Consider the following 24,187-nt stretch of genomic DNA (forward strand, 5'->3'; position numbering starts at 1 on the left):
TATATCCTGCCTCGAACCAAAAGTCAAGAATTATTCAAAACTTATTCACTTTTTTTGAGAGCCTTGTTGAAAAAGCAGAAATATGACAATTGATTATGATATCAGAAAATCGAAAGCTACTTTGCAATGAGGATTCTTCCCCCGTGGTCCTCAATATAGTCGCAGATATCTTCCGGCGGATATTCGTCGGTGATCAGCGTATTTATTTTGCTGAGATTACAGTACGTAATCAGGGACACCACCCCGCACTTGCTGCGGTCCGCCAACAGGAATACCTGCTGGCTGCGCTGCACGGCCATGCGCTTGATATCCGATTCCAGAGGTGAGGAATTCGTGCAGCCGCTGGCGATGGAAAATCCGGTGGCCGCCATGAACGCCTTGCTGATATTGTAGTTTTGCAGAACCTGGGCGGCGCTGGATCCGGTAAAGGACAGCGTTTTCCGGTTCAGCGTGCCGGAAAGTGAGATAATGTTCAGATTGTTGTAGGGGATTGCGTGAATGATGATTTCGACATTATTCGTCAGAATGGTAACTTCCTTCTTGGTTCCGATATGTTCGATGATCGGGAGGGTTGTTGTGCCGGAGTCAATAAAGATGATGTCCTTGTCTTCCACCAGTTCTGCCGCGGCCGCCGCAATGCGCTCTTTTACTTGCTGATTGGATATGTTCCTTTCTTCGAAAGGCGTCAGCTCTTTTTCCGGAAGCACCGTAACGCCTCCGTAAATCTTCTTGATGTCGCCGTTTGCGAGGATTTCGCTCAGATCTCTCCGAATTGTGCTCTTCGAAATCTTGAAATTATTGCAGATTTGATCTAGTGTAACGGTTTTGTTTTCGTAAATGTACTCCTTGATTTCTTCTATCCTTTTTGATCTCATAATATAGCTCCTTATGAAATGATGAAAAACAAAAGGCATTACAGCGATAATTCGGGTATTACACGCACAGATTTCATTCCTGTGAAATGAATATATCGTTGTTTGTATTATAGTAAAGTTATTCAAAATTTGCAACAGTTTTTCAATTTAATATTCTGACGATATTCCGCTATCGAATAATAGAAAATTTATAAATCCTGTGCCCGAAGATAAAATTTGAATATTTTGATAAAGTGTAATTAGAAACAAGCACTAAATATTAGACTATTGTCAGTTTTTGGAGCGAAATTATTCTTTGATGTGCTTTTTGCACAAAAAAATAAAATATTTTAAAAATAACTATTGAAAAATTTAAAAGCATATGATAACATATAGTCAAAAATTGACCAAAACGTTACAGAGAGAAGGACGAACATGTCTATCTGCTATATGAAAGAGCTTTTAAAAGAAGCTGAGAAACAGGGCAGGGCGGTCGGGGCCTTCAGCGTGGGAAACATGGAAATGATCCTCGGCGCGGTAAAAGCTGCGGAAGAGCTTAACACGCCGATCATTCTGCAGATTGCCGAAGTGCGGTTGCCGCACTCCCCGCTGCACCTGATGGGGCCGATGATGGTGAAAGCGGCAAAGGAAGCAAAAGTGGATGTTGCGGTTCACCTTGACCATGGGTTGAAAATAAGTACTGTAAAGCAGGCGCTTGATCTTGGCTTTACTTCCGTCATGTTTGACGGTTCACGGTATGACCTTGCGGAAAATATCCGGCTTACGGCGGAAGTTGCGGCAATGGCTTCCCGCAGCGGGGCGACAACGGAAGCGGAACTCGGAGTGGTGGGCGGCAGCGAAGACGGCAGCGAGAATCATGAAATTGTCTGTACGGATCCGTTGGTTGCGAAACGCTTTGTAGGCGAAACCGGTGTGGACGCGCTTGCGGTTGCAATCGGCAACGCGCATGGGCATTACGTGGCGGCACCGAAGCTGCGGTTTGATATCCTGAAACAGATAGCGGATGCGGTCGGGATCCCGCTGGTGCTGCATGGCGGCACCGGTATTAGCCCTGAGGATTTCCGCAGATGCATTACCTTGGGAATACGGAAAATCAATATTGCGACAGCAAACTTTGACGCACTTACGGAAGAGGCCGGATTTTATTTTCAGGAACCGGGTTCACACAATTACTTTAAATTAAACGAAGCAATGGTGCGCGGCGTTTATAAAAATGTAAAACGGCACATTCAAATCTTTAATAATCAGATGCCGCTTGATCAAATAGAAAATGCTTGAAAGGAACGGAGTTAAAGATGAAATACATAGAATTTGACGCGAACCGCAAGTTTGACATGACTCTTTTAGGAAGAATTACGATTGATTTTAACCCGGTGGATTACTACATGACGCTGGCGGAAAGCACAACCTTTAAAAAATATCTTGGCGGATCGCCCGCGAATATTGCGGTGGGACTTTCCCGCCTGGGTAAAAAATGCGGTTTCTTCGCTCGCGTTTCCGATGACCGGTTCGGCGATTTTGTAACCGAGTATTTCGAAAAAGAGGGAATTGACACCTCAAGAATCCGCCGTTGCGAACACGGGGAGAAGCTGGGGCTTACCTTTACGGAAATCCTGAGCGAAACCAGCAGCAATATATTAATGTATCGCAACCAGATCGCGGACTTGCAGCTTCGCGTAGACGATATTGATGAGGAATACATAAAACAGAGCAAAGCCCTTTTAATTTCCGGAACGGCATTAGCGGCAAGCCCGTCCCGCGAAGCGGCACTAAAAGCGCTGTTCCTTGCAAAGAAAACCAATACCCCAATCATTTTCGATATTGACTACCGTCCTTACAACTGGGTATCGAAAGAGGATATGGGCATATACTATGCATTTGTTGCTAAGCATGCGGATGTGATTCTGGGTTCCCGGGAAGAATATGATTTGACTGAGCAGTTGATTGAACCCGGCCGTACCGATCCTCAGACAGCGGATTACTGGCATAAGCAAGGCGCCAAGATCGTTGTGATCAAGCACGGAAAAGAAGGCTCCACCGCCTATACCTGCGATGGCCAGAACTTTACGATCAAACCATTCCCCATTAAGATGCTGAAGGGCTTTGGCGGCGGCGACGGCTATGCTTCCGCTTTTCTGTACGGGCTGCTGGAAGGTTGGGAGGTTATCGACAGCCTCGAATTCGGCAGCGCTTCGGCTTCTCTGCTGGTGGCAAGCCATTCCTGCGCCGACGATATGCCCAGCGTGGATAAAGTAAAGAATTATATTGCGGACTGCAAACAAAAATACGGCGAAATGATAGCACGAGCTTAACGGAATTCAGGAAGGAGCGTTATTATGGGCACGATCAGAATGACAATGGCACAAGCGCTTGTGCGTTTTCTGGACAACCAATACATCTGTGTAGACGGGAAGGAAATAAAATTTGTCGAGGGCGTTGCGACGATTTTCGGCCACGGCAATGTTTGCGGGCTTGGTCAGGCGCTTGACCAGAACCGCGGAGCCCTGAAATATTTCCAGGGCAAGAACGAACAGGGCATGGCCCACTTAGCTACTGCATTCGCAAGGCAGAACAATCGGAGAAAAATCATTGCATGCTCTTCCTCCATCGGTCCCGGTGCGGCCAATATGGTGACGGCCGCCGGCTGTGCGACCGTAAACAATATCCCGCTTCTTCTGCTTCCTGGCGACACGTTTGCTACCCGGCAGCCGGATCCGGTATTGCAGCAGGTGGAGCAGCCGAGCAGCCTGACGGTAACGACCAACGACGCGTTTAAGGCCGTCTGCAAATATTGGGACAGAGTGCAAAGGCCGGAGCAGCTGATGACGGCAATGATCAACGCGATGCGCGTTCTGACGGATCCGGCGGAAACCGGTGCGGTCTGCATTGCCCTGCCCCAGGATGTTCAGGGTGAAAGCTACGACTATCCCGATTATTTCTTTAAGAAAAGAGTACACCGCATAACCCGCTCCATTCCATCAAGCGAGGAATTACAGGATGTTGTGGAAGCAGTTGTAACCAGCAAAAAGCCTCTGGTTATCTGCGGTGGCGGCGTAAAATATTCGGAAGCCGGAAAAGCACTTCTTGATTTCTGTGAAAACTTCAACATTCCGTTTGGCGAGACGCAAGCCGGCAAGAGCGCCTGCCCGTCCGGTTCGGAATATAACCTTGGCGGAATCGGCGTGACCGGCAATCTGGCGGCTAATCAGATCGCGGACAAAGCAGATTTGGTTATCGCGGTCGGTTCCCGTCTTTCCGACTTTACAACCTCTTCCAAATGGCTTTTCAAGAATCCGGATGTCAAGTTCGTTACCATCAACGCTTCCAGATTCCACGCATACAAGATGGACGCGATCAAAGCGGTCGGCGACGCGAAGGCTACGCTGGAAGTGCTTACCGAGTTGCTGCGGGAAAGAAATTACCGTTCGGCTTATAAAAATGAAATTCGGGACGCAAAAGCGGCATGGGATAAAGAAATGGAACGTCTGGCTGCGTGCTCCTATGGCGAAAACTTTAAGCCGGAGATTGAAGCCCGCAATCCTGGCAGCATCGAGGAATTTGCAGAGATGACGGGAAGCAGCCTGACACAGACGGCGGCCATCTGTGAAATCCGAAGGACGATCGCCGATGACGCAATCGTGATTGGCGCTTCCGGAAGCCTTCCGGGCGACCTGCAGAGAATGTGGACAACGGATGTGCGCGATTCCTATCATATGGAATACGGCTATTCCTGCATGGGCTATGAAATATCCGGTGCGCTCGGTGTGAAAATTGCGGAGCCGGAGCGCGAGGTTTACGCGATGTGCGGCGACGGAAGCTTCCTAATGCTGCATTCCGAATTCTTCACATCCATTCAGGAGCACCAGAAGATCAATGTCCTTCTGTTTGACAATGCCTCCTTTGGATGCATCAATAACCTTGAAATGGGCAACGGCATTGGGAATCTGGGAACCGAGTTCCGTTACCGCGAAGCTTCGGGTGATTTGACAGGCAGCTTTGTGCCGATTGATTTTGCAAAGATTGCTGAGGGCTACGGCGCGAAAAGCTATACGGTACGCAATCTGGCGGAACTGAAAGCGGCGCTGGAAGACAGCAAAAAGCAGAACGTTTCCACCCTCATTGATATTAAAATTCTGCCGAAAACGATGACACACGATTATCTGTCATGGTGGCATGTCGGAATTGCAAGCACTTCGGAGAAACCTTCCGTTTGCACTGCCTGCGAAAAGAAGAATCAACACCTCGCGCAAGCACGGAAGTATTGATAAACAGGAGGATTTAAAATGTTCGACAAAGAAAAGGTATTTTTAGGGATTGCCCCAATTGCATGGACGAACGACGATATGCCTGATTTAGGGAAGGAAAATTCTTTTGAACAGTGCATCAGCGAAGCCGCTTTGGCCGGCTTTCAGGGAACGGAAGTCGGAAACAAATATCCGCGCGACCCCGATACGCTGAAGGGCTATCTGGAAGTCAGGGGCCTTCGCATTGCGAGCGCATGGTTTAGCTCCTTCCTTACGACAAAGCCGTACGAGGAAACGGAAAAGGAATTCCTTAAGCATCGTGATTTCCTGCACGCAATGGGTGCAAAGGTCATTGTTGTTTCCGAACAGGGGCACAGCATTCAGGGCCAGATGGACACCCCGGTTTTCGACGGCAAATATGTCATGAACGACGAGGAGTGGAAGCTTTTGACCACCGGGCTTGATAAGCTTGGAAAGCTGGCCGCCGAAAAGGATATGAAAGTGGTTTATCACCATCACATGGGTACCGTTGTCCAGACAACAGCGGAAATCGACCGCCTGATGGAAAATACGGATCCGAATCTTGTATACCTTCTGTTTGATTCCGGCCATCTCGTTTATTCCGGTGAAGACGAGCTTGCCATTTTAAAGAAATATATCCATCGCATTAAGCATGTTCATTTGAAGGACATCCGTCCGGAAATTGTGAAACGCGTCAAGGAAGAGAAACTTAGCTTCCTGAAAGCGGTTCGGTTGGGTGCCTTCACAGTACCGGGCGATGGCTGCATTAATTTCAAACCGATATTCGACGTTTTGGAAGAGAACCATTACGAGGGCTGGCTTCTTGTGGAAGCCGAGCAGGATCCTGCAGTAGCAAACCCGTTTGTTTACGCAAAGATGGCGCGTGAATACATCCGGAAGACCGCCGGAATCTGATCTGTATTGTTAATTGGTGTGTTTCAATATAGTATCCGGATTTGAAGGGATCAAAGCGGAGAAAGAGAGATCGAAATATGGATAAAGTAAGGATAGGATCAATCGGATTGGGCCGCTTGGGCGCCCAGCACGCGGAAAACATTGCAACAAAAATTCCAAACGCAGAGCTGGTTGCTCTGTGCGACATGGATACCGTGAAGCTGAAGGAAACAGCGGAACGTTTGCATGTTTCCAAGACGTTTACAGACTTTGATGAAATGATTGCCTGTGACGATATTGACGCAGTCGTCATTGTGTCGCCCTCCGGCCTGCATACGGAGCAAATCGAAAAGGCACTGGCAAAAGGAAAGCATGTTTTTTCGGAAAAGCCCCTTGGCACCACGGTGGAACAATGCATACAGGCGGAAAAAGCAGTTGAGAAATACTCCGGCAAAGTGTTTATGCTTGGCTTTATGCGCCGGTTCGACGATTCCTACCGCTACGCGAAAGCAAAGGTAGACGCGGGTGAGATCGGAAATCCGATTTTATTCCGCGCTTACAGCCAGGATCCGGAGAAATTTATCGAAAGCTCCATTGCTTTTGCGGCGCATAGCGGTGGTGCATTTCTGGATATGGCCGTGCATGACATTGACCTTGCCCGCTGGTTTGTAAAGAGCGAGCCGGAAAGTGTTTATGCAATCGGCGGGTGCTATGCCCATCCGGAATTTGGGAAGTATAACGACGGGGACAATGTTTCCTGCCTGATGAAATTCCAAAACGGAGCAATGGGATTCCTGCTCGCGGGTCGTACCGCTCCGCACGGTTATAATATTGAAACCGAAATCATCGGCACAAAGGGAACCTTACGGATCGGTTCCGTGCCCCAGAAAAATCTGGTCGAGATCATGGATTCCTATGGTGTGCGCAAGGAATGCAGCGAAAATTTCCTTGAGCGTTTCCAACAGTCCTATGTGGAGGAAATGAAGGAATTCGTCGATTGTATTTTAAAGAACCGCAAACCCGACGTAACGGTGTATGACGGCAGACGTGTTTTGGAAATCGCGAATGCATGCAAGAAGTCCTTTGAAACAGGAGAACTGGTGAAAATCTGATTTGGTTTAAATGAATGGTACAAAGTTTCCTTTCGTCGCTTATTCAGACCGTAAATAATCACAAAGTTTCGGCCGGACGGCCGATTCCAACGGGTAGGAGCTTATTTCATGTAAATTGGACACAAGGGTCCTATTACATATTTAAAAAGTATTGAAAGGAGATCACTATGAAAACCAAGAGAATTTTAGCAGCACTAATGGGAGGAATCATGGTCCTAAGCATGGCCGCCTGCAGCGGCTCAAGCGGTTCCAGCACCGCGGCAAGCACAGCGGGCGAGAGTACTGCGGCCAAAGAAACCGCTAGTGCGGGTAAAGACAATTCAAACATCACAATAGGCGTCATTTTAAAGACATTGTCCAGTGAATACTGGGGCTATGTTGCCGCTGGTGTAAAGCAGGCGGAAAAAGACCTGGGTGTTAAAGTCGAATTGCAGGGACCGCCTTCCGAGACTTCTTACAATGAGCAGAGCAACATGATTGAAACCACAATTTCCGCGGGCAAAGTGAACGCGCTTGTTATCGCGCCGCTTCAGCCGGACATGGTGGTAACAAAGTTGCAGGATGCGACAATGCCGATCCTTTTTGTTGACACAGACGCAAACTATGACAAAAAAGTTGCCTTTATTGGAACCAGCAATGAAGCTGCTGCAAAAACAGGCGGCGAATATATTGCAAAGTTAATCGGCAAAGGCAAGAAAGCGGTTCTGATTGGCGGTGTACAGGGCGACACAACCTGCGAAGCCCGTATGAAGGGCTACAGGGAAGGCCTTGAAGCCAACGGCGTTGAGATTCTCGGCATACAGTATGCAAATGCAACGGCGGACAAGGCTGTGCAGGTTATGGAAAACTTCATGCAGACATACCCGCAGATTGATGCCGTCCTCTGCAACAACGACGATATGGCAATGGGCGCACAAAGAGCTGCCGCGCAGGCGGGTCGTGCGGATAAAATGAAGTTCATGGGCTTCGACGGCAATGCAACCAGCGTCCAGAGCATCATCGACGGTAAGGAAACCGCATCGGTTGCTCAGTCCCCGTATGACATGGGTTATCAAGCAGTTGTCAACGCAGTGAAGGCAGCGAAGGGCGAAACAGTTGAAAAGAACATCATTATCGAAACAAAGCTGATCGATTCCTCCAATGCGAAGGAGTACCTGGACAAACTGAACAAAATGTTAGGCAAATAAATATCTCCTCATTGCCTTGGGAAAGTTCCCTGCTGCAAAGCAGGGAACGGATTCCCGGGGAAAAGCAATAGTGATTTCATAATGTGGTAGTGGGATTCGGAAATTTCGATTTCATAGGGAATTATGGATACAATTTATTATCCTTCACAAAAAATTGTTCCATTTTAAGCAACTATACAGAAAGCAAGATCAATATTACTTTGAAAATACTGGATAAGCAGTGCTATCCAAATAATATGGGGAGGACCCTTAGAGACAGGTGAAGCTATGAGTGAATATGTAGTTGAACTGAAAAATGTTACGAAACGCTTCCCCGGTGTAGTAGCGTTAAGGGACATGTCAATTCAGATTAAACCCGGCGAAATTCATGGCCTTATCGGAGAAAACGGTGCGGGCAAGTCCACACTTATCAAAGTGCTGACGGGCGTGCATCCTGCCGATGAAGGAGATATCTACGTCGACGGCGAAAAGAAAATTTTTAAAAACCCAAACGATGCGAAAGCAAATGGAATTGCGTGCGTTTATCAGGAACTGAGTATTGTTAAGCTGCTTTCCATTACTGATAATATATTTATGGGTAATACGGTCAATAAAAAAGGAAGCCCTTTCCTTGATTACGATTATATGCATAAAAAAGCAGCGGAACTGATGGAATCTCTGGGCCAGAAAGTGGATCCCAGAAAGCTGTGCGGTACCCTTGGCGTTGGCGTGCAGCAGATGGTGGAAATCGCAAGGGCAATATCCATTGATACCAAATTGATCATTATGGATGAACCCACGTCCAGTCTAGGAGAAACCGAAGTTAAGCAATTGATGAAGACCGTAAGGATCCTGAAATCCAAAGGGGTTGCCATCCTGTTTGTCTCCCATAAGCTGGAGGAATTGTTTGAGCTGTGCGACCGTGTAACGGTTATGCGCGACGGCGAGCATGTTTTTACGGACGATATCGGTAACATAGACAACGACAGGCTTATTACAGCAATGGTGGGCCGTTCAATGGATAAGCAGTTCCCGAAAATAGAGACCAAACGCGGGTCGGAAGCGCTGCGGGTAGAGCATTTAAGCTCGGCAGGTGTGCTTCATGACGTCAGCTTTACGGCTTACCACGGCGAAATCCTTGGCTTTGCTGGTCTGGTCGGCGCAGGGCGCACGGAAACATTCCGGGCGATTTTCGGGGCGGATCCGATGGACGGTGGGGATATCTACATAGACGGGGAAAAGGTGAAGCTGAAATCCCCGAAGGACGCAATCGCCCATAATATTGCCTTCTTAACGGAAGACAGAGGCAGCCAGGGTCTTGTGCTGGCGATGGACATCCGCACGAACCTGATCCTTGCCAACATGAAGCGGTTCCAGAAGGGGCCGTGGCTTAATAAAAAGATGATCGATCAAGTCGGAGAGGACAATATCAATTCCCTGAAAATTAAGACAACGGGACTTGACGAATCGGTTGCCCAGCTTTCCGGCGGCAACAAACAAAAAGTGGTTATCGGAAAGTGGATCAACACGAGCGCAGATATCTTTATTTTTGACGAGCCTACAAGAGGTATCGACGTCGGCGCGAAAGTGGAAGTTTACAATGTTATGAACAGTCTTGTTAAGGCGGGAAAATGCGTGATTATGATTTCCTCGGAGCTTCCGGAAATTCTCGGGATGAGCGACAGGGTAATCGTTATGCGTTCCGGTCGGATTATGGCGGAAATGGACAACAAGAGCGGTCACTTTAACCAAGAAGACATTATGAAAGCTGCCTGGGGAGGTACATTGGAATGACTAAAGGAAAATTGACTATAAAAGACATTATGGGAAAGTTGGGTTCGCTTCTCGCACTCTTTATTCTGGGAGTGATTTTATCCATCGCAACCCCAAACTTCTTAACCGTCAGCAACCTTTTGAACATATTAAGACAGACAGCGGTAAACAGCCTGATCGCTTCCGGTATGCTGCTTACGTTGATCACAGCCGGTATTGACCTTTCTGTAGGCGCCAACTGTGTGCTTTGTACCTGTGTTATGGGTACGCTGGTCAATAACTTCGGCATGACCAATCCGGTGCTTCTGATTATCATTGGGCTTGCAACCGGCTTGGTAATAGGCCTGTGCAACGGCCTTCTGCTTACAAAGCTGCATTTGCCGCATCCATTCGTTTCTACTTTGGGTATGAAAAACGTACTCTGCGGCCTTGCCCTGCTGGTTGTATCCAGCAAAACGGTTGCGGGTTTCCCGGACGGTGTTACCGCCCTTGGCGCAACAAACCTTTTTAAGGTTCCGGGCAAATTTTCCGGCTTCCCGCTTTCCTTTGTTGTTGTAATCCTGCTATTTATCGGATTCCATTTCTTCCTGAACAAGACGGCGCTCGGCAGACAGATTTTCTGCGTGGGCGGCAACCCGGAGGCAACCCGTCTTTCCGGTATTAATTCGGACAACGTTCTGATCTTTGTTTACGCACTTTGCGGCCTGATGAGCGCAATTGCAGGTATCGTGCTGGTTGGCCGTACCGGCGTTGCAAACCCTGCTTCCGCAATTGAGCCGTATGATACCGACGCGATCGCGGCGTGCATTATCGGCGGCGCTTCGTTCATGGGCGGCAAGGGCACCATCTGGGGCACACTAATCGGCGCGGTTCTGATTTCTACAATCCGCAACGGCTTGACCTTACTTGAAGCATCCAGCGATATCCAGTACATCGTAATCGGTCTGGTTATTATTACAGCCGTATTTATCGACGTAACCCGTGGAAGAATGGAAGCAAAGGCAAGACGTTTGGCTGCAAAATAAATTCACAAGGAGAGATACTTATGTTAAACATCGGCATCATCGGCGCCGGAAGAATCGGTAAGGTTCACGGGCAAAGCATTAAATTCCATGTTAAGAACGCTCAGGTGGCCGCGATCGCGGATTCCTTCTGGACGGAAGAGTCAAGGCAATGGGCGAAAGAGATGGGCTTCACCACATACGACGATTACCATAAAATTTTAGAGGACGCTTCCATTGACGCCGTTATGATCTGTTCCTCCACGCAGACACATGCGCCGATTTCCATTGAAGCAATCCGGGCGGGAAAACATGTTTTCTGTGAAAAGCCGGTTTCGAAGGATCTGGGGGAAATCAAGGCGGTTATGCAGGAACTCGAGAAAACCAATTTGAAATACCAGGTCGGTTTCAACCGCAGGTTTGACCATAACTTCCGTGCGGTGAGAGAAGCCGTAACTTCCGGCAAAATCGGAGATCCCCAGATTGTAAAGATTACCTCCCGCGACCCGGACGCGCCTCCGATCGAATATGTAAAGGTATCCGGAGGTATCTTCCTTGACATGACCATCCATGACTTTGATATGGTCCGCTACCTGACCGGCAGCGATGTCGAAGAAATCTACGTTAACGGCGCGGTTCTGGTTGACCCGAGAATCGGGGAAGCCGGCGACATTGATACCGCGATCATTACCATGAAGCTGAAAAACGGCGCGCTTGCCGTAATTGACAATTCCCGCAAGGCGGTTTACGGATATGACCAGCGCGCGGAGGTCTTCGGCTCCAATGGCCAGGTTGCCGTATCAAATGATACGCAGTCCAGCGCGGTAATCAGCACAACCGATGGAATTATTGGGGAGAAGCCGCTGTATTTCTTCCTGGAACGCTATATGGAATCCTTCGCCCGCGAAGTATCGGAATTTACAGAGGCGATTCTTAACGATACTCCGGTGCCTGTAACGGTTGTTGACGGACTTCAGGCGGTTCTGATTGGCATGGCAGCGGGGAAATCCTTTAAAGAGCATCGTCCGGTAAAAGTATCGGAAATTCAATTTTAAGTAAAACAAATTACAGGCTATAAGAAATCTCCCTTTCATAAGGGCGGTTCTTTTAGCCTGTAAATGATTGTGAGGGTATTTTTTTATGAGTGATCTTTTTGGTTATCCTATGTTTAACGACGAAGGCGTGAAAGTGCTCACGCGTACAAACGGGGCTCATGCGGACATGATGATGAATATTACCGTGTTTCGCATGGAAGAGGGGAAAACGCTTACTTTTTCCTTCCCCACGGAAGAAATGGCGCTGCTGCTCATTCAGGGCGGAATAAAAATCAGTTGGCAGGGCAAAGACGTGACCGCCGAGCGGTCGGATTTTTTTCGGCAGGGAACAACCTGTATTCATGTTTGCAAAAATGTTCCGGTTACCGTTACTGCAATGAAGGAAAGCGAAATACTGGTACAATCCACGGAAAATGACCGTACCTTCGACAGCGCTCTTTATACGCCGGAAAACTGCGTGGAAGAAACCTTCGGGCAAAGCCAGTTTGAAGGGAAAGCACAACGTACGGTCCGCACCTTCTTTGATTATCATACGGCCCCGTATTCCAATATGGTAATGGGCGAAATTTTGGTCCCGCAGGGCGGCTGGTCAAGCTATCTGCCGCATCATCATCCCCAGCCGGAGGTCTATTATTACCGCTTCGAAAAGCCGCAGGGCTTTGGCGCCTGCTTTATCGGCGATGACGTGTATAAAATCAAAGACGGAAGCTTCTGCGCGATTCCTGGCGGCAAAACGCATCCGCAGGTAAACGCGCCCGGTTATCCGATGTACTACGTATGGATGATTCGCCATTTTGACGGGGATCCCTGGACGGACCGTATTTTCGACCCGGCGCATGCCTGGCTTTTGGGTGAAGGCTGATAGAATGCGGCATGGAAAGGGTATCTGTGCTCTTTTTAAAAAAATCTGATCCGTTACATAAAAGCAATTTTAAAAAGCATACTAAATAAGTAGAAAAACACTTGAAATGAAGCATTCGGTGTGGTATGATATTAGCGTTGAGAGATTGTTATGGTTTTAACAAATAGGTAACAAAAATTTCTAGGAGGAATCAAAATGGCACGTTTCACTTTACCAAGAGACATTTATTTTGGCCCGAATGCCCTTAGTGAACTGAAAAACTTAAAGGGCTATAAGAAAGCCTTTATTGTAACTGGCGGACAGTCGATGAGAAAAACCGGATTTCTGCAGAAGCTGGAAGATGTGTTAAAGGACGCGGGCTTACAGACTCGTATATATGACGGCGTTGAGCCGGATCCGTCGATTGAAAGGGTATACGACGGCGCCAAGGCCATGCGCGAATTTGAGCCGGATGTGATCGTTGCAATCGGCGGCGGTTCACCGATGGACGCTGCGAAAGCAATGTGGGTTTTCTATGAGTATCCGGAAAAAACCTTCGAGGACATCAAGAATCCTTTCACAATGCCGAAGCTGAGAAAGAAAGCCATTTTTGTTGCTGTTCCTTCCACTAGTGGCACAGCTTCCGAAGTTACGGCGTTTTCCGTTATCACGGATTATTCCACCGATATTAAGTACCCGCTTGCTGACTTCGAAATTACGCCGGATATTGCCGTTTTGGATTCCGATATCCCGATGACAATGCCGAAAACGCTGACCGCCCACACAGGGATGGACGCGCTGACCCATGCGATTGAAGCGTATGTTGCCTCCGCGCGTTCCGACTTTTCCGACGCGCTGGCGCTGAAGGCAATTTCAAGCATTTTTGACAATATTCTTGATTCCTACAATGGCGACGCGGAAGCACGCGGGAAAATGCATATTGCACAGTGCCTTGCCGGTATGGCGTTCTCAAATGCCCTGCTCGGTATTGCGCACAGCCTTGCGCATAAGACCGGCGCGGTATTCCACATTCCGCACGGCTGCTGCAACGCAATTCTGCTGCCGAATGTAATCCAGTACAACTCCAGAGTCTGCATGGAAAGATATGCGCAGATTGCCAGAGAAATCGGCCTTCCGGGCGCAACGGACAAGCAGCTTACCAACGCGCTGGTGGAAGCGATCCGCGAGCTGAACAAGAAGCTGAATATCGCTCAGACCTACAAGGACAACGGCGTAAAAGAAGAAGACTTTAAGGCGCACTGCCAGTCCATTGCGGAAAACGCTGTGGGCGATCCCTGCACGGCTTCCAACCCGAGAGAAACAAACGCCGAAAATATGCTTAAGGTACTTACCTGCGCATATTATGGGGAAGACGTTAACTTCTAAATTTTCTGTTTTTTTCGAATTCCATTTCTTAGAGGAAGCGCCCGGCATAAGCCGGGCGCTTTTTGCATATAGGGCCGTCCCGTACGATTTGTATGGGATGGCCTGTTTTTTGTAATTCCAAAACTTCCGGCTGCTGCGCTCTCTTCCGTGTCGCCCCCTTCCGCACCGAAATGCTTTCGGTTTTTACCTTGCTTTCCGTGCGTGCAGGGGGGGGATTATTTATAATCACGGAAATGAAAGTAAAGAAAATTACAGCATTCCATGGTATTAAAAAATTGCGGAACAAAAATATTTATAAAAAAATTAAAAAAATTCACTTCTTTTAAATTTGTGACTGGGGCGTGACCGAAACATAATATAATCTTTTCAAAGAAGTTTACAAAATTATACAATTTTTTTAGTAATTTATGGAATACTATGTTTTCATACCGAAGGAAAAGGAGCGGTGGCTAAATGAACGCAATGAAAAAAATTCAGCTACGCACAACCTCGCTGGTTCTGGCATTAGCAATACTTGTGGGCTGCTTTTACTGTAAGGGAGGGTTGAATGCATTTGGTTCCGCTTTGGATTCCAAGCACGATTCCGGTCATCCGGCTCCAATTGTTTACGACACGGGCAAACCCGAACAGGTTACAATGCATAAAACCGTGGACAGCGCAGCGGATCGCGTTTTCGATATCCATCTGGGAGTGGAAGCAAGGAAACAGATTGTATCGGAAAAGATTCCCTGCGATATTGTATTAGTGCTTGACCGCTCCGGCAGTATGGAAGATCCGATGGATGCCGGAAAATTGAAGCCTGTAAGCGGCGTCCCGACAGATCACAGCAAAATGTATTACGTGAATGTGTCGCAAGAGCGTCATCTTGCGAAGTATGAAAATGGAGCATGGTACTATTATTCTCCGGAATATAATAATTCTTTCCGTTGGGTAAAGCTTAATAAGCCCAACCGCTATCAATTTTATGAAGGAGATTCGAAAATTGCTTCTTTGAAGTCGGCCGCGAAAACATTCGTCAGCCAGGTTGCCGCTTCTTCACCGGACAGCCGCATCGGAGTGGTTGCTTTTGGAAGCAACGCCGTTTTCGCTTCCAATCGGGGCAGCCGTTATCTGCTTAGAACGGGAGAGGAAAAGTCGCTGAAAGCGATTAATGACGGAATTGATAAAATTGAGATTGGCGGTGCGACCGCATCGGATTATGCCTTTTCTTATGCCCAGGATTTGTTGAAAAATGAAGCATGGTGGGAAGATGTTCCAACAGAGGATAACCGCAGAAAGATTGTGGTGTTTTTTACGGACGGCGAGCCGAATCATTCGAACGGTTTCGATCAGGATGTAGCGGATAAAACCATTTACGCGGCGGATCAGCTGAAAAGCGACTTCGATGCGATTATCTACTCGATCGGCGTATTTGGTGATCTTTCCGGTTCCCGTTTGAAGAAGGTAACGGGCTTTATGGAGGACGTTGCCTCTGAGGATAAAAATACGGGAGAAAAGCTGTATTACCCGGTTGTGGGCATGGAGACCATCGGGGATGCGTTTAACAAAGTCCAGGAAACGGTTGGCGGGCTTGCCGGCGTACAGGTTCGGGATTATATTGACAACCGTTTTTCGCTGGTTTTAAGTACCCTTCCAAAAGGCGCGACGGTTCATAAGGATGAGCATGGACAGTATATTTGCTGGTCCGGTTTGACAATTGACAATGACCACCTGTTTTCGAAAACCTTCCAGGTGCGTGCAAAGAATTCGACCGGTGGAAAGGACTATATCCCCACCAATCAGGCAGAATTCTCAGGGGTGTATTCCGACGGGGAGCTGTTGTATCAATTCCCGGAACCAAAGGTTCGTATTGATAAAGTACCGGCAACGGCCGGCCTGACCGCTACGAAAACCTCGAAGCTGAAGGATTGGGACGCGCGAAAATATCAAATCGACTTGACCGCGACGGCACAATCAGAAACAGAGGAGATCGAGAGCGACCCTTGTGACATTGTTATGGTTCTAGACTGCTCCGGAAGCATGGCATGGCATATGTATTCTCCGGAAAACGACCCGGATACTTCCAAGTCCTATTTCATTTACCGAAGCGGTGCAAATGCTACGGAATGTCATTATCAGCTTGTGCAATACTGCAAAAAAGGCTGGTACCAATATCAAGATTATTGGCGGTATCATGACCGGGATGGCTGGTATTATGATGACTATTCCGGCAACGTAAGGGTAACGCCGGCCGTCGACGGCGACGGGGCGCTCAATCAATATCAGTTCTTTACACAGGAATCGCAGACAAGAATAGAAGCCTTGAAATCCGCGGCAAATACTTTTGTCAGCAATGTCCTGAAGAAGTCGCCGGGCAGCCGTATTGCGGTGGTTTCCTATTCAAATGAGAAGGATACCAAGAACCTTACCGATGGTTTGGTTTTGGTTTCCGATACGGATTCGGATAAAATCGGAGCCGCGATAAACGGGCTGAGCGCCGGGGGCTCCACTTATTCCAACAAGGGCCTTGAGGAAGCAAGGAATATTTTTGATACCGACGAGGTTGCGTCAGACAATAAACGGATGGTTATTCTGTTTACCGACGGCGAGCCGGGTTACAGCGGGTTTGATTCTTATGACGGTTACAAAACGGCTGCCGCAACCATCGACCAGGCGGAAATCCTGAAAGGAAATAAAGGCGAGGAAATAATCAGCCACACGTATTTCAATGATTTTCAGAGTGATAAAGCGGCCAGCGGGCTCGGCTGTGGGGCAACGGTTTACACGATCGGCGTGTTTTCCGGAGTTACCGGGGGGAGAAAGGCTTTGGACGATGAATGTATGAGCCGGATCGCCTCTTATAAAGAAGGCTCCAAAACAGAAAAGCTCTATTATTCAGCAAGCAATACCGCCGCTTTGGAGAATATTTTCACCGTTATATCGCAGGAAATCGGAAATATCTCCAATGCTACGATTACCGATGTGCTTGACCCGCGGTTTGATTTATGCGACGAAGTAGGAAACGTGCTTTCCAGAAGCGGAAAGCATGCGGTATACGGCGCACAGGCTTCGTATGATGCAGACCAGGGTTGTTGGCAGATTACGTGGAGCGGCACTTCGATCGGAGTCGGCACATGGGAGAATAACAAATTAACCGCTCCCGGCTGGCAGCAGTCTATTCAGATTCAGGCAAAAAATGAGTTTATAGGCGGAAATGATATTCCGACCAATATCCCCTCCATGTCGAAAATAACAATCGATGGCGATTCAAAGCTCTTCGGAAAGAAATCGCCGACAGTCAATGTGAAGCCGGTTTTCTATGCGGGCAATGATCACACAATTATTTTCCGCGGGGAAAATGTACCGGATGTCCAAATCGATCCTTATAAAGTGCCCGGGCAGGATCTGTTCTGCGGCCAAGAGGAAACAGGGGCTTTCCGTTATCAATGGTATAAAGTGGCATGGGAGAATAATTCGTGGGTTCAGAAGGATGCCCTCGGCGTTTCTTCTGATTCACCCGCTTTCCCGTCTGGAATCACACCCGACGACAGCGCGGACTATATGCTTGCCGTGACCTTCTATCCTTCCAGTAACGGCGCGGATTCCAAGGAAAACTGTACGGATGTGGGCCATCCCAGCGGTCGGGTTGCGCAAAACACCCTGAATACGACGGTTTTGACCGATAAAACGGCACCCAACGGAATCTATGCTGTTCAGGTAGTGAAAGGGCAGCTTCAAATCAGCAAAACGGTCAATGACAAATATCCTGCTCCGGACAGCGTCAAAGCAAAGCAGAGCTTTGTATTCCGGGTTGAACGCCGGAACCATCTGGATGACCCGAAGCCGGCGGAGACCTTCTACGAAGTGATAACTCTGTCCGGTAATGACCTTTCTGCAAGCAAGACCATCACCGGATTGAAAAAGGGTTTCTATAAGGTAACGGAAGAAACCGGGGACGCATGGCGCTATACCCTGAGTTCTGTTGTGAACAACGATCCGGAGAGCAGGCAAAACAAAGATATGCTGTATATCGGCAGAGAGGAAGCTCCCCAGTCGTCGGCACAAAAGGCTTATTTCGGCGCCGCTCCCAATTCCTATGGGGTACCGGAAAAACAGGCGGAAATCGAGTTCTTCAATCATCTTAAAAACGGCAAATGGCTCGGTGATACAACCGTAAAGGTGAATACGGTTCATCCCGCCGGATAAATCTCCGCAGGGGTAAATCAAGGAAACGATTACGGAGGATAACGTGAAAAAAGCATCAAAGATATTCGATAAAATTTTCTCTGCCATTGCCCTGCTGATCGTGCTGGCTGCGGCTGTCATCGTCGCGGGCCCCAGAATCATCGGTTGGCAGCCGTTTGAAGTGCTCAGCGGGAGCATGGAGCCAACGTATCCCGTCGGCAGCGTCATTTATGTGAGCAAGGCCGACCCGCAAAGTGTGAAGGTAAACGATCCAATTACCTTTTATCTGAGCGACGGTACGACGGTTGTTACGCACCGTGTAATAAAAATTGACGCAGAAAACCAGTTGTTTTACACGAAGGGCGATGCCAATAAAGATGCGGACGCAGGGCCCACGCCCTACTCACGTCTGATTGGAAAACCGCGGTTTTTCATTCCGGGCATGGGATTTTTTACCTCTTATGTAAATACCCCAAGGGGCCGGATTATAACGGCAACGGCTTTGGTGTGCTTGGTCATCATCGCTTTCCTTCCCGGTCTGCTTATGAAGATCGGCCGTAAAGAAAGCAATACCAAAGCTGACAATCGGTCCAAGGAGGGATAATGATGAAATTTCGTATTAAAAAATTCACTTCGAAGATTTCTTCCCTTTCCATTGCGCTGGTTCTCGTTTGCACGATCGCCGCAGGCGGTACAACAGCCTATATGCTGGCGAAAACAGGTTCAAAGACCAATACGTTTATTAAAGGGGACGCGAATATCGAAGTCAGCGAACCGGGGGATGGGAACTATACCCTTGACTGGAACAACCGGATCGCCAAGGAAGTTTATGTTACAAATGACAACAAAACAACGACGAATGCGATTCCGGTTTACGTCCGCGTAAGGCTGGTGCCGATTGTCAGGGATGCGGATGGAAACGGAACCGGTGATTCGGTACAAGTGGAATATCCGGATCTGAACACGGCCAATTGGGAACAGCATGGCGATTATTATTACTATAAAGGTGTCCTGCAACCCGGAGAAACCACAAAGGCTTTGATCAAAACAGCATGGATTAAGGACGGAATCCCCTCCGGTAAAACGGTGGAGATTCAAGTAATCGCTGATTCGATTCAAACGGTTGGCGGCGTTTCGAAAGAAGCGTGGGGGTTGCTTTACGGCAACGGCACTTGGCACTCTTAATTTTGTTAGTCTGCTGAGCATTCAGCTTAATAAATATCCATTATAATTTTTAGGAGGATAATGAAAATGCAGAAGAAACTTGTAATCGGTTTAACATCCCTTGCTCTTACGGCGGCGGTTGCTGTAGGAGGAACCATGGCTTTGATGACAGCGAAAACAAATGAGGCGAACAACGTTTTCACCGTCGGCGGCGGGGCAAACGGCCTTACAGGCGAATTAAAGGAGCCTCTTTTCGACCACGTTAATTTCTCGGTAAACCCGGAAAAGATTCCCGACGGTCATGTGATGGGCTCCACCATGGCGACCAATTTTACAGCGGGCACGGTCATTGACAAAGATCCGGCTGTTTTGAACACAACCACCCCGGATACAACGCCGAATAAGCCCGATGATCAGAAATCTTCCACGGCATGGGTAGCAATTAAGCTCGAATATACCGGCGAAGCGAACTCCTATGCGGCAATCGACAAATTTGCAGAGATTGCATTCAATACGCAGGACTGGGTAGCAAAGGATTCCACCAATACCGTTTTCTTTTACAAGGTTCCTCTTGCTGCGGGTCAGAAAACAACTCCGCTGTTTAGCAATGTTACGATTGATAGAGACGCGATCGGCCAGAGCAACCAGGCTGCGGATCTTACCAAGCTTATGAAGAGCTTTAACATCAAGGCCACCGGTTATATGGTTCAGCGCGCAAATGTAGCGGATCTGGAAGCTGCCAAAACAGCATTCCATGATGCATACGGCATCTAAACACGGCGGATTTTGAACGGCGCGGGCGTCTGCCCCGCGCTCCCTGGGAGGGACGAGAATGAACAAAAAAATAGCCATTATGATGACCTCGGTCATAGTCGCGGGGGCAATGGCCGTCGGATCGACGCTCGCTTATTTTACCGACAAGGGTACGGCAACGAATATTGTAACGATGGGCGATGTACGTATCAAACTGACGGAAACGAAAAATGGAGATCCGGTGGAGTCGGGGTTAACATTTAATAATGTTATGCCCAAGGACGTTATTGCAAAGGATCCAACGATTAGCAATATCGGGGACCACGACGCGTATATCCGCTGCAAAATCAACATTAACCAAGGATCGGATAATGTGGCTGCGTTAACGGATGAACAAAAGCAGCAGGTGCTGGACGGCCTTAATATCGATAAGCAGTACCTCGACGGTGACCCTTCTAAGCCCGCATGGGTACTGAATCCAGCCGATGGCTATTACTATTATCAAAAAGTGTTGCCGAAAAAGACAGAACAGGGATCCGTTTCCGTGAATTTCTTCACACAGTTTACGGTACCGGAAAAATGGGGCAATGAAATGGCCGGTAAAACATTTACCATCGGCATTACCGCAGAAGCCATTCAGGCGGATAATTTCGCTCCGCATAAAACAGGCTCTGTGATAGACGGTTGGAAATATACCGATAGCACCGATGTTCCGGTTATGTCTGCGCCGGCCTCAAATCTTGTGTAACCCATAAAATGCAACGTGGAAAAGCGGAGAAACCGGCTGCCATGTTAAAGAGGGAATGCTGCAATGAATAGCAATATAATAAGAAAATGGAATCGGATTGCACTCATCTCAATAGCAGTTGCGGCCCTAACGGTCTGCAGCTCACTTACTGCTTTTGCCGCGGCTGCAACTTCGCCGATAAAGGTGATTTACAGCGGAAACAGTACGGCATCCCAGAGTGTTTCCGTAAATCCTACGGTTTTAAACACATTTACCGATCTGATGCCCGGTCAGACAACGGATCGGCAGGATATTCTCATTCAAAACAACAGCAGCCAGAAGATTCAGGTGTATTTTCACGCGGATCCTACAGCGAATATTTCCAATCAGGAGATCTCCAAGAAGCTTCTGGATACATTAATCTTGAAGATCACGTTTAAGCTGGATGATAACACAGCGGAGCAAACGCTGTATGAGGGTCCTGCCTCCGGAAAAACGGGTACGAAGGATATTGTCACCAACCCGATTGCACTAGGATATGTTTACGGAAATTCAACCTCCGGCGTTATTTCCGCAACATTAACGGTTCCCCAGACCATGGGGAATCAATTCCAAAAAGCCTTAGCGAAAATTGCATGGAACATTCAATTTGATGTTCCGTCGCCCAGCAGCAACACTCCAGGCGGTGGCGGCGGTGGTGGACACGGCGGTTACGGTGGCGGTGGAACGGAACCGGTCGCGGTGCCGGAAAATGAGAGCATTGACCCGGATTCTATTCCCCATACGGGTCCGGAATCCTCTTCCCCGTCATCGTCGGCGGTGGAGATAATCGGCAATGACGATATCCCGCTTTCCCACCCGCCAAAGACAGGAGAAAACGCTTTTTATCTTTGGCTGGTTGTGATTGCTGCACTAACTGCCGCGATGGTTTTTCTTATTACAAGAAGAAAGATAAAATCGCAGACCAAATAAAATGTGAAAAAGCCTCTGTTATGGATTCAATCCGTAACAGAGGTTTTTCTTGTATAACGAAAACTCCCAGATATGCCGGGAGTTCAAAAAAGCTTTCGCGGCGACCCAAAATGCGAGCTAAATCTTTTCCGCAATCCTCTTGTTTCGGTTTCAAAGCAAAAATAAGCATCTTCCACGAAACGAGAAGGGCTTTGGCAGGCAGCGGCGCAGCCCCCTCCCGTATGAATCCCCTTCCGCACCGAGGTGCTTTCGATTTTTACCTTGCTTTGTGTACGGGAGAAGGAGGTAGTAGGAGAGCAAGAATTGTTGCAAGTGTAAGCCCCCTAAGCGTCTTGAGACGCCGCCAGTAAAACAGGGCTTTGCTTGCATAGGAACCCCGGCTGTGTGGGGGTAACTCATCATTAATTTTAGCACTCTCAATCTTAGAGTGCTAAAATTAATAATTCTGTAATAAATCGTATAATAATTTTTCATAAACATAAGATATAGTATGAACTGTAAAAGGGAGCAAGGCTCCCGGACAGTAATTCAGTTTTTAGGAGGTTTTGATTATGTTTGATTTAATGCCGTTTGGACGTAGGGAAAACAGCTTATTCAATTACATTGATAATATGGAGAAAAACTTCTTTGGCGATTTCGCGCGGAGTTTTTCGACCTTCCGTACCGATGTAATTGATGAGGGCGACCGCTATGTGCTCAAAGCAGAGCTGCCGGGATTCAATAAAGAAGATATCAAGATTGATATTGAAGGCAGTTATTTGACAGTAAGCGCACAGCACAGCGACGATACCGAGGAGAAGAGAGAGAATTACGTACGCAGGGAACGCAGATACGGCTCATTCGCCCGCAGCTTTGATATTTCCGATATCAAGAGCAATGAGATTACAGCGGAATACACAAATGGGATCCTTTCACTCAATCTTCCGAAAAAGGAAGGAACTGTGCCGGAGAGCCGCAGAATCGAAATCAAGTAATCCATTCATCAATGAAAAGGACCGCTTGAATGAAAATTCAAGCGGTCCTTTTCATTATACCGCGAAAACTCCCGGCTGCGCGGGAAGCGTTCTTTTAAACGGTTAAAATATTAAGCGCGCGGTTTTTATTTGTTATACGCACTTCGCGCAACGAACCCCCGAATTCGCCGTCGAGCGTCCATGGAATATCGGTTTCGGATACAATATGCAGTTTATCCGTTTTAAAGGTGTAAATAAAATTGCTGTCTGCTTCCTGATGAAGAAGGGAATTGATAATCATTTGGCGCTCAATCAGGTTTTTTGCGCTTTTCACCAGCGTAACTTCAAACAGACCGTCATCCATGAAAATATCCTTTTTATTGTTTATCTGGAACCCGCCCACCGAAGAAGAATTCGTAATCATACCGAATGTAAAATCGTCTTCAATTGAGCCCCCGGAGTGTTCGACGAGGATATGATACGATTTTATATTGGGGAGCTGTTTGATCCCTTCTAAAATATAGGCGATCCGACCCAATATATTTTTGGCCTGCTGCGGCGTTTGATAGGAAACTTCTGTAAAAGCGCCGAAAGCCGCGACATAGGTGAAATACTTCTCGTTAAACAAACCAATGTCACAGGCAAAGACAGAACCGTTCATAATTTCCTCCGCGGCTTCAAGGGGATTTCTTGAAAGACCGAGGCTTGCGGCAAAGTCATTTACCGTTCCGCCTGGAATATATCCGAAAAGCGGGCGGGATTTCAATTTCATATATTCGTTCACGGCTTGGTTCAGAGTGCCGTCCCCGCCGCAGCATACGATCAGATCATATTGTTCGTCGTCCTCCTTCAAATTATTTTCGGACGGGTGCGTTGTGCGGGTGGTGACAGAAAAACATTTTTTTGTAAATAAATCAATGATGTCCAGCAGGTAATTTCGGATTTCCGATTTTCCGGCATGCGGGTTAATAAGAAAGAGTATCTTTTTCTTCATTTCAATCACCTGTTCTCTCTGTTGCCCATTATTTTAGCATGGTTCTACTTAAAATTCAAATTCGGAACATGGGTATCCGAAGCCTTCTTTCA

At 47.8% G+C, this 24,187-nt stretch carries 20 protein-coding genes; 18 read left to right on the forward strand and 2 right to left on the reverse strand.

Translation table 11 applies throughout. The annotated features are described in order from the left end of the window. Positions 1-116: 116 nt before the first annotated feature. Complete coding sequence (locus tag CAGA_RS00085) at positions 117-914, reverse strand: DeoR/GlpR family DNA-binding transcription regulator (RefSeq protein WP_277668808.1); 798 nt, start codon at positions 912-914, stop codon at positions 117-119. A gap of 375 nt (positions 915-1,289) precedes the next feature. Between CAGA_RS00085 and CAGA_RS00090 the strand changes: the two genes are divergently transcribed. From CAGA_RS00090 to CAGA_RS00175, 18 genes are all read left to right on the forward strand, one after another. Continuing rightward, the gene (locus CAGA_RS00090) at positions 1,290-2,153 is read left to right on the forward strand and encodes a class II fructose-bisphosphate aldolase (protein WP_135656454.1); all 864 of its coding nucleotides are present in this window, start codon (positions 1,290-1,292) and stop codon (positions 2,151-2,153) included. Between the two features lie 17 nt (positions 2,154-2,170). Beyond that, entirely contained in the window at positions 2,171-3,187 is a 1,017-nt protein-coding gene (gene iolC / locus CAGA_RS00095; protein ID WP_135656456.1) for a 5-dehydro-2-deoxygluconokinase, read from the forward strand. A 24-nt stretch (positions 3,188-3,211) separates the two neighbouring features. Continuing rightward, the gene (gene iolD, locus CAGA_RS00100) at positions 3,212-5,140 is read left to right on the forward strand and encodes a 3D-(3,5/4)-trihydroxycyclohexane-1,2-dione acylhydrolase (decyclizing) (RefSeq protein WP_135656458.1); all 1,929 of its coding nucleotides are present in this window, start codon (positions 3,212-3,214) and stop codon (positions 5,138-5,140) included. Between the two features lie 18 nt (positions 5,141-5,158). Then, positions 5,159-6,055, forward strand: coding sequence for a myo-inosose-2 dehydratase (gene iolE / locus CAGA_RS00105; RefSeq protein WP_135656460.1), 897 nt, complete (start codon positions 5,159-5,161; stop codon positions 6,053-6,055). Between the two features lie 77 nt (positions 6,056-6,132). Then, positions 6,133-7,146 carry an inositol 2-dehydrogenase gene (gene iolG, locus CAGA_RS00110; RefSeq protein ID WP_135656462.1) on the forward strand — a complete coding sequence of 338 codons (1,014 nt, stop codon included), beginning with the start codon at positions 6,133-6,135 and terminating at the stop codon, positions 7,144-7,146. A 167-nt stretch (positions 7,147-7,313) separates the two neighbouring features. Continuing rightward, on the forward strand, positions 7,314-8,333 hold the full coding sequence (locus CAGA_RS00115; RefSeq protein ID WP_135656464.1) for a sugar ABC transporter substrate-binding protein: 1,020 nt from the start codon (positions 7,314-7,316) through the stop codon (positions 8,331-8,333). A 267-nt stretch (positions 8,334-8,600) separates the two neighbouring features. Then, positions 8,601-10,106: a sugar ABC transporter ATP-binding protein gene (locus CAGA_RS00120; protein WP_135656466.1), complete on the forward strand. Its 1,506-nt coding sequence runs from the start codon at positions 8,601-8,603 to the stop codon at positions 10,104-10,106. Then, positions 10,103-11,110 (forward strand): ABC transporter permease, encoded by a 1,008-nt coding sequence (locus tag CAGA_RS00125; RefSeq protein WP_135656468.1) that lies wholly within the window; start codon positions 10,103-10,105, stop codon positions 11,108-11,110. Before CAGA_RS00120 ends, CAGA_RS00125 begins: the two co-directional genes overlap by 4 nt. Positions 11,111-11,130: 20 nt before the next feature. Beyond that, positions 11,131-12,141 (forward strand): inositol 2-dehydrogenase, encoded by a 1,011-nt coding sequence (gene iolG / locus CAGA_RS00130; protein WP_135656470.1) that lies wholly within the window; start codon positions 11,131-11,133, stop codon positions 12,139-12,141. Between the two features lie 85 nt (positions 12,142-12,226). After that, positions 12,227-13,003 carry a 5-deoxy-glucuronate isomerase gene (locus tag CAGA_RS00135; protein ID WP_135656472.1) on the forward strand — a complete coding sequence of 259 codons (777 nt, stop codon included), beginning with the start codon at positions 12,227-12,229 and terminating at the stop codon, positions 13,001-13,003. Positions 13,004-13,198: 195 nt separating this feature from the next. Next, the gene (locus tag CAGA_RS00140; protein ID WP_135656475.1) at positions 13,199-14,368 is read left to right on the forward strand and encodes an iron-containing alcohol dehydrogenase; all 1,170 of its coding nucleotides are present in this window, start codon (positions 13,199-13,201) and stop codon (positions 14,366-14,368) included. 453 nt (positions 14,369-14,821) lie between these two features. Next, a complete protein-coding gene (locus tag CAGA_RS00145; protein ID WP_135656477.1) occupies positions 14,822-18,553 on the forward strand; it encodes a vWA domain-containing protein in 3,732 nt (1,243 codons plus the stop codon). Between the two features lie 43 nt (positions 18,554-18,596). Beyond that, positions 18,597-19,136 carry a signal peptidase I gene (locus CAGA_RS00150; protein ID WP_167875109.1) on the forward strand — a complete coding sequence of 180 codons (540 nt, stop codon included), beginning with the start codon at positions 18,597-18,599 and terminating at the stop codon, positions 19,134-19,136. Then, positions 19,136-19,717 carry a hypothetical protein gene (locus CAGA_RS00155; RefSeq protein ID WP_167875110.1) on the forward strand — a complete coding sequence of 194 codons (582 nt, stop codon included), beginning with the start codon at positions 19,136-19,138 and terminating at the stop codon, positions 19,715-19,717. Before CAGA_RS00150 ends, CAGA_RS00155 begins: the two co-directional genes overlap by 1 nt. A 66-nt stretch (positions 19,718-19,783) precedes the next feature. Continuing rightward, positions 19,784-20,470 (forward strand): hypothetical protein, encoded by a 687-nt coding sequence (locus CAGA_RS00160; protein WP_135656483.1) that lies wholly within the window; start codon positions 19,784-19,786, stop codon positions 20,468-20,470. A gap of 58 nt (positions 20,471-20,528) precedes the next feature. Continuing rightward, positions 20,529-21,197: a SipW-dependent-type signal peptide-containing protein gene (locus tag CAGA_RS00165; protein ID WP_135656485.1), complete on the forward strand. Its 669-nt coding sequence runs from the start codon at positions 20,529-20,531 to the stop codon at positions 21,195-21,197. A 63-nt stretch (positions 21,198-21,260) separates the two neighbouring features. Beyond that, positions 21,261-22,148, forward strand: coding sequence for an LPXTG cell wall anchor domain-containing protein (locus CAGA_RS00170; RefSeq protein ID WP_135656487.1), 888 nt, complete (start codon positions 21,261-21,263; stop codon positions 22,146-22,148). A 551-nt stretch (positions 22,149-22,699) separates the two neighbouring features. Further along, complete coding sequence (locus tag CAGA_RS00175) at positions 22,700-23,122, forward strand: Hsp20/alpha crystallin family protein (RefSeq protein WP_135656489.1); 423 nt, start codon at positions 22,700-22,702, stop codon at positions 23,120-23,122. A 94-nt stretch (positions 23,123-23,216) separates the two neighbouring features. On the opposite strand, the gene CAGA_RS00180 is transcribed toward CAGA_RS00175, so the two are convergent. After that, positions 23,217-24,095: a diacylglycerol/lipid kinase family protein gene (locus CAGA_RS00180; protein ID WP_135656491.1), complete on the reverse strand. Its 879-nt coding sequence runs from the start codon at positions 24,093-24,095 to the stop codon at positions 23,217-23,219. Positions 24,096-24,187: the final 92 nt, after the last annotated feature.

It is taken from the genome of Caproiciproducens galactitolivorans (genome assembly GCF_004768785.1).
In the GTDB taxonomy this organism is placed as follows: Bacteria; Bacillota; Clostridia; order Oscillospirales; family Acutalibacteraceae; genus Caproiciproducens; species Caproiciproducens galactitolivorans.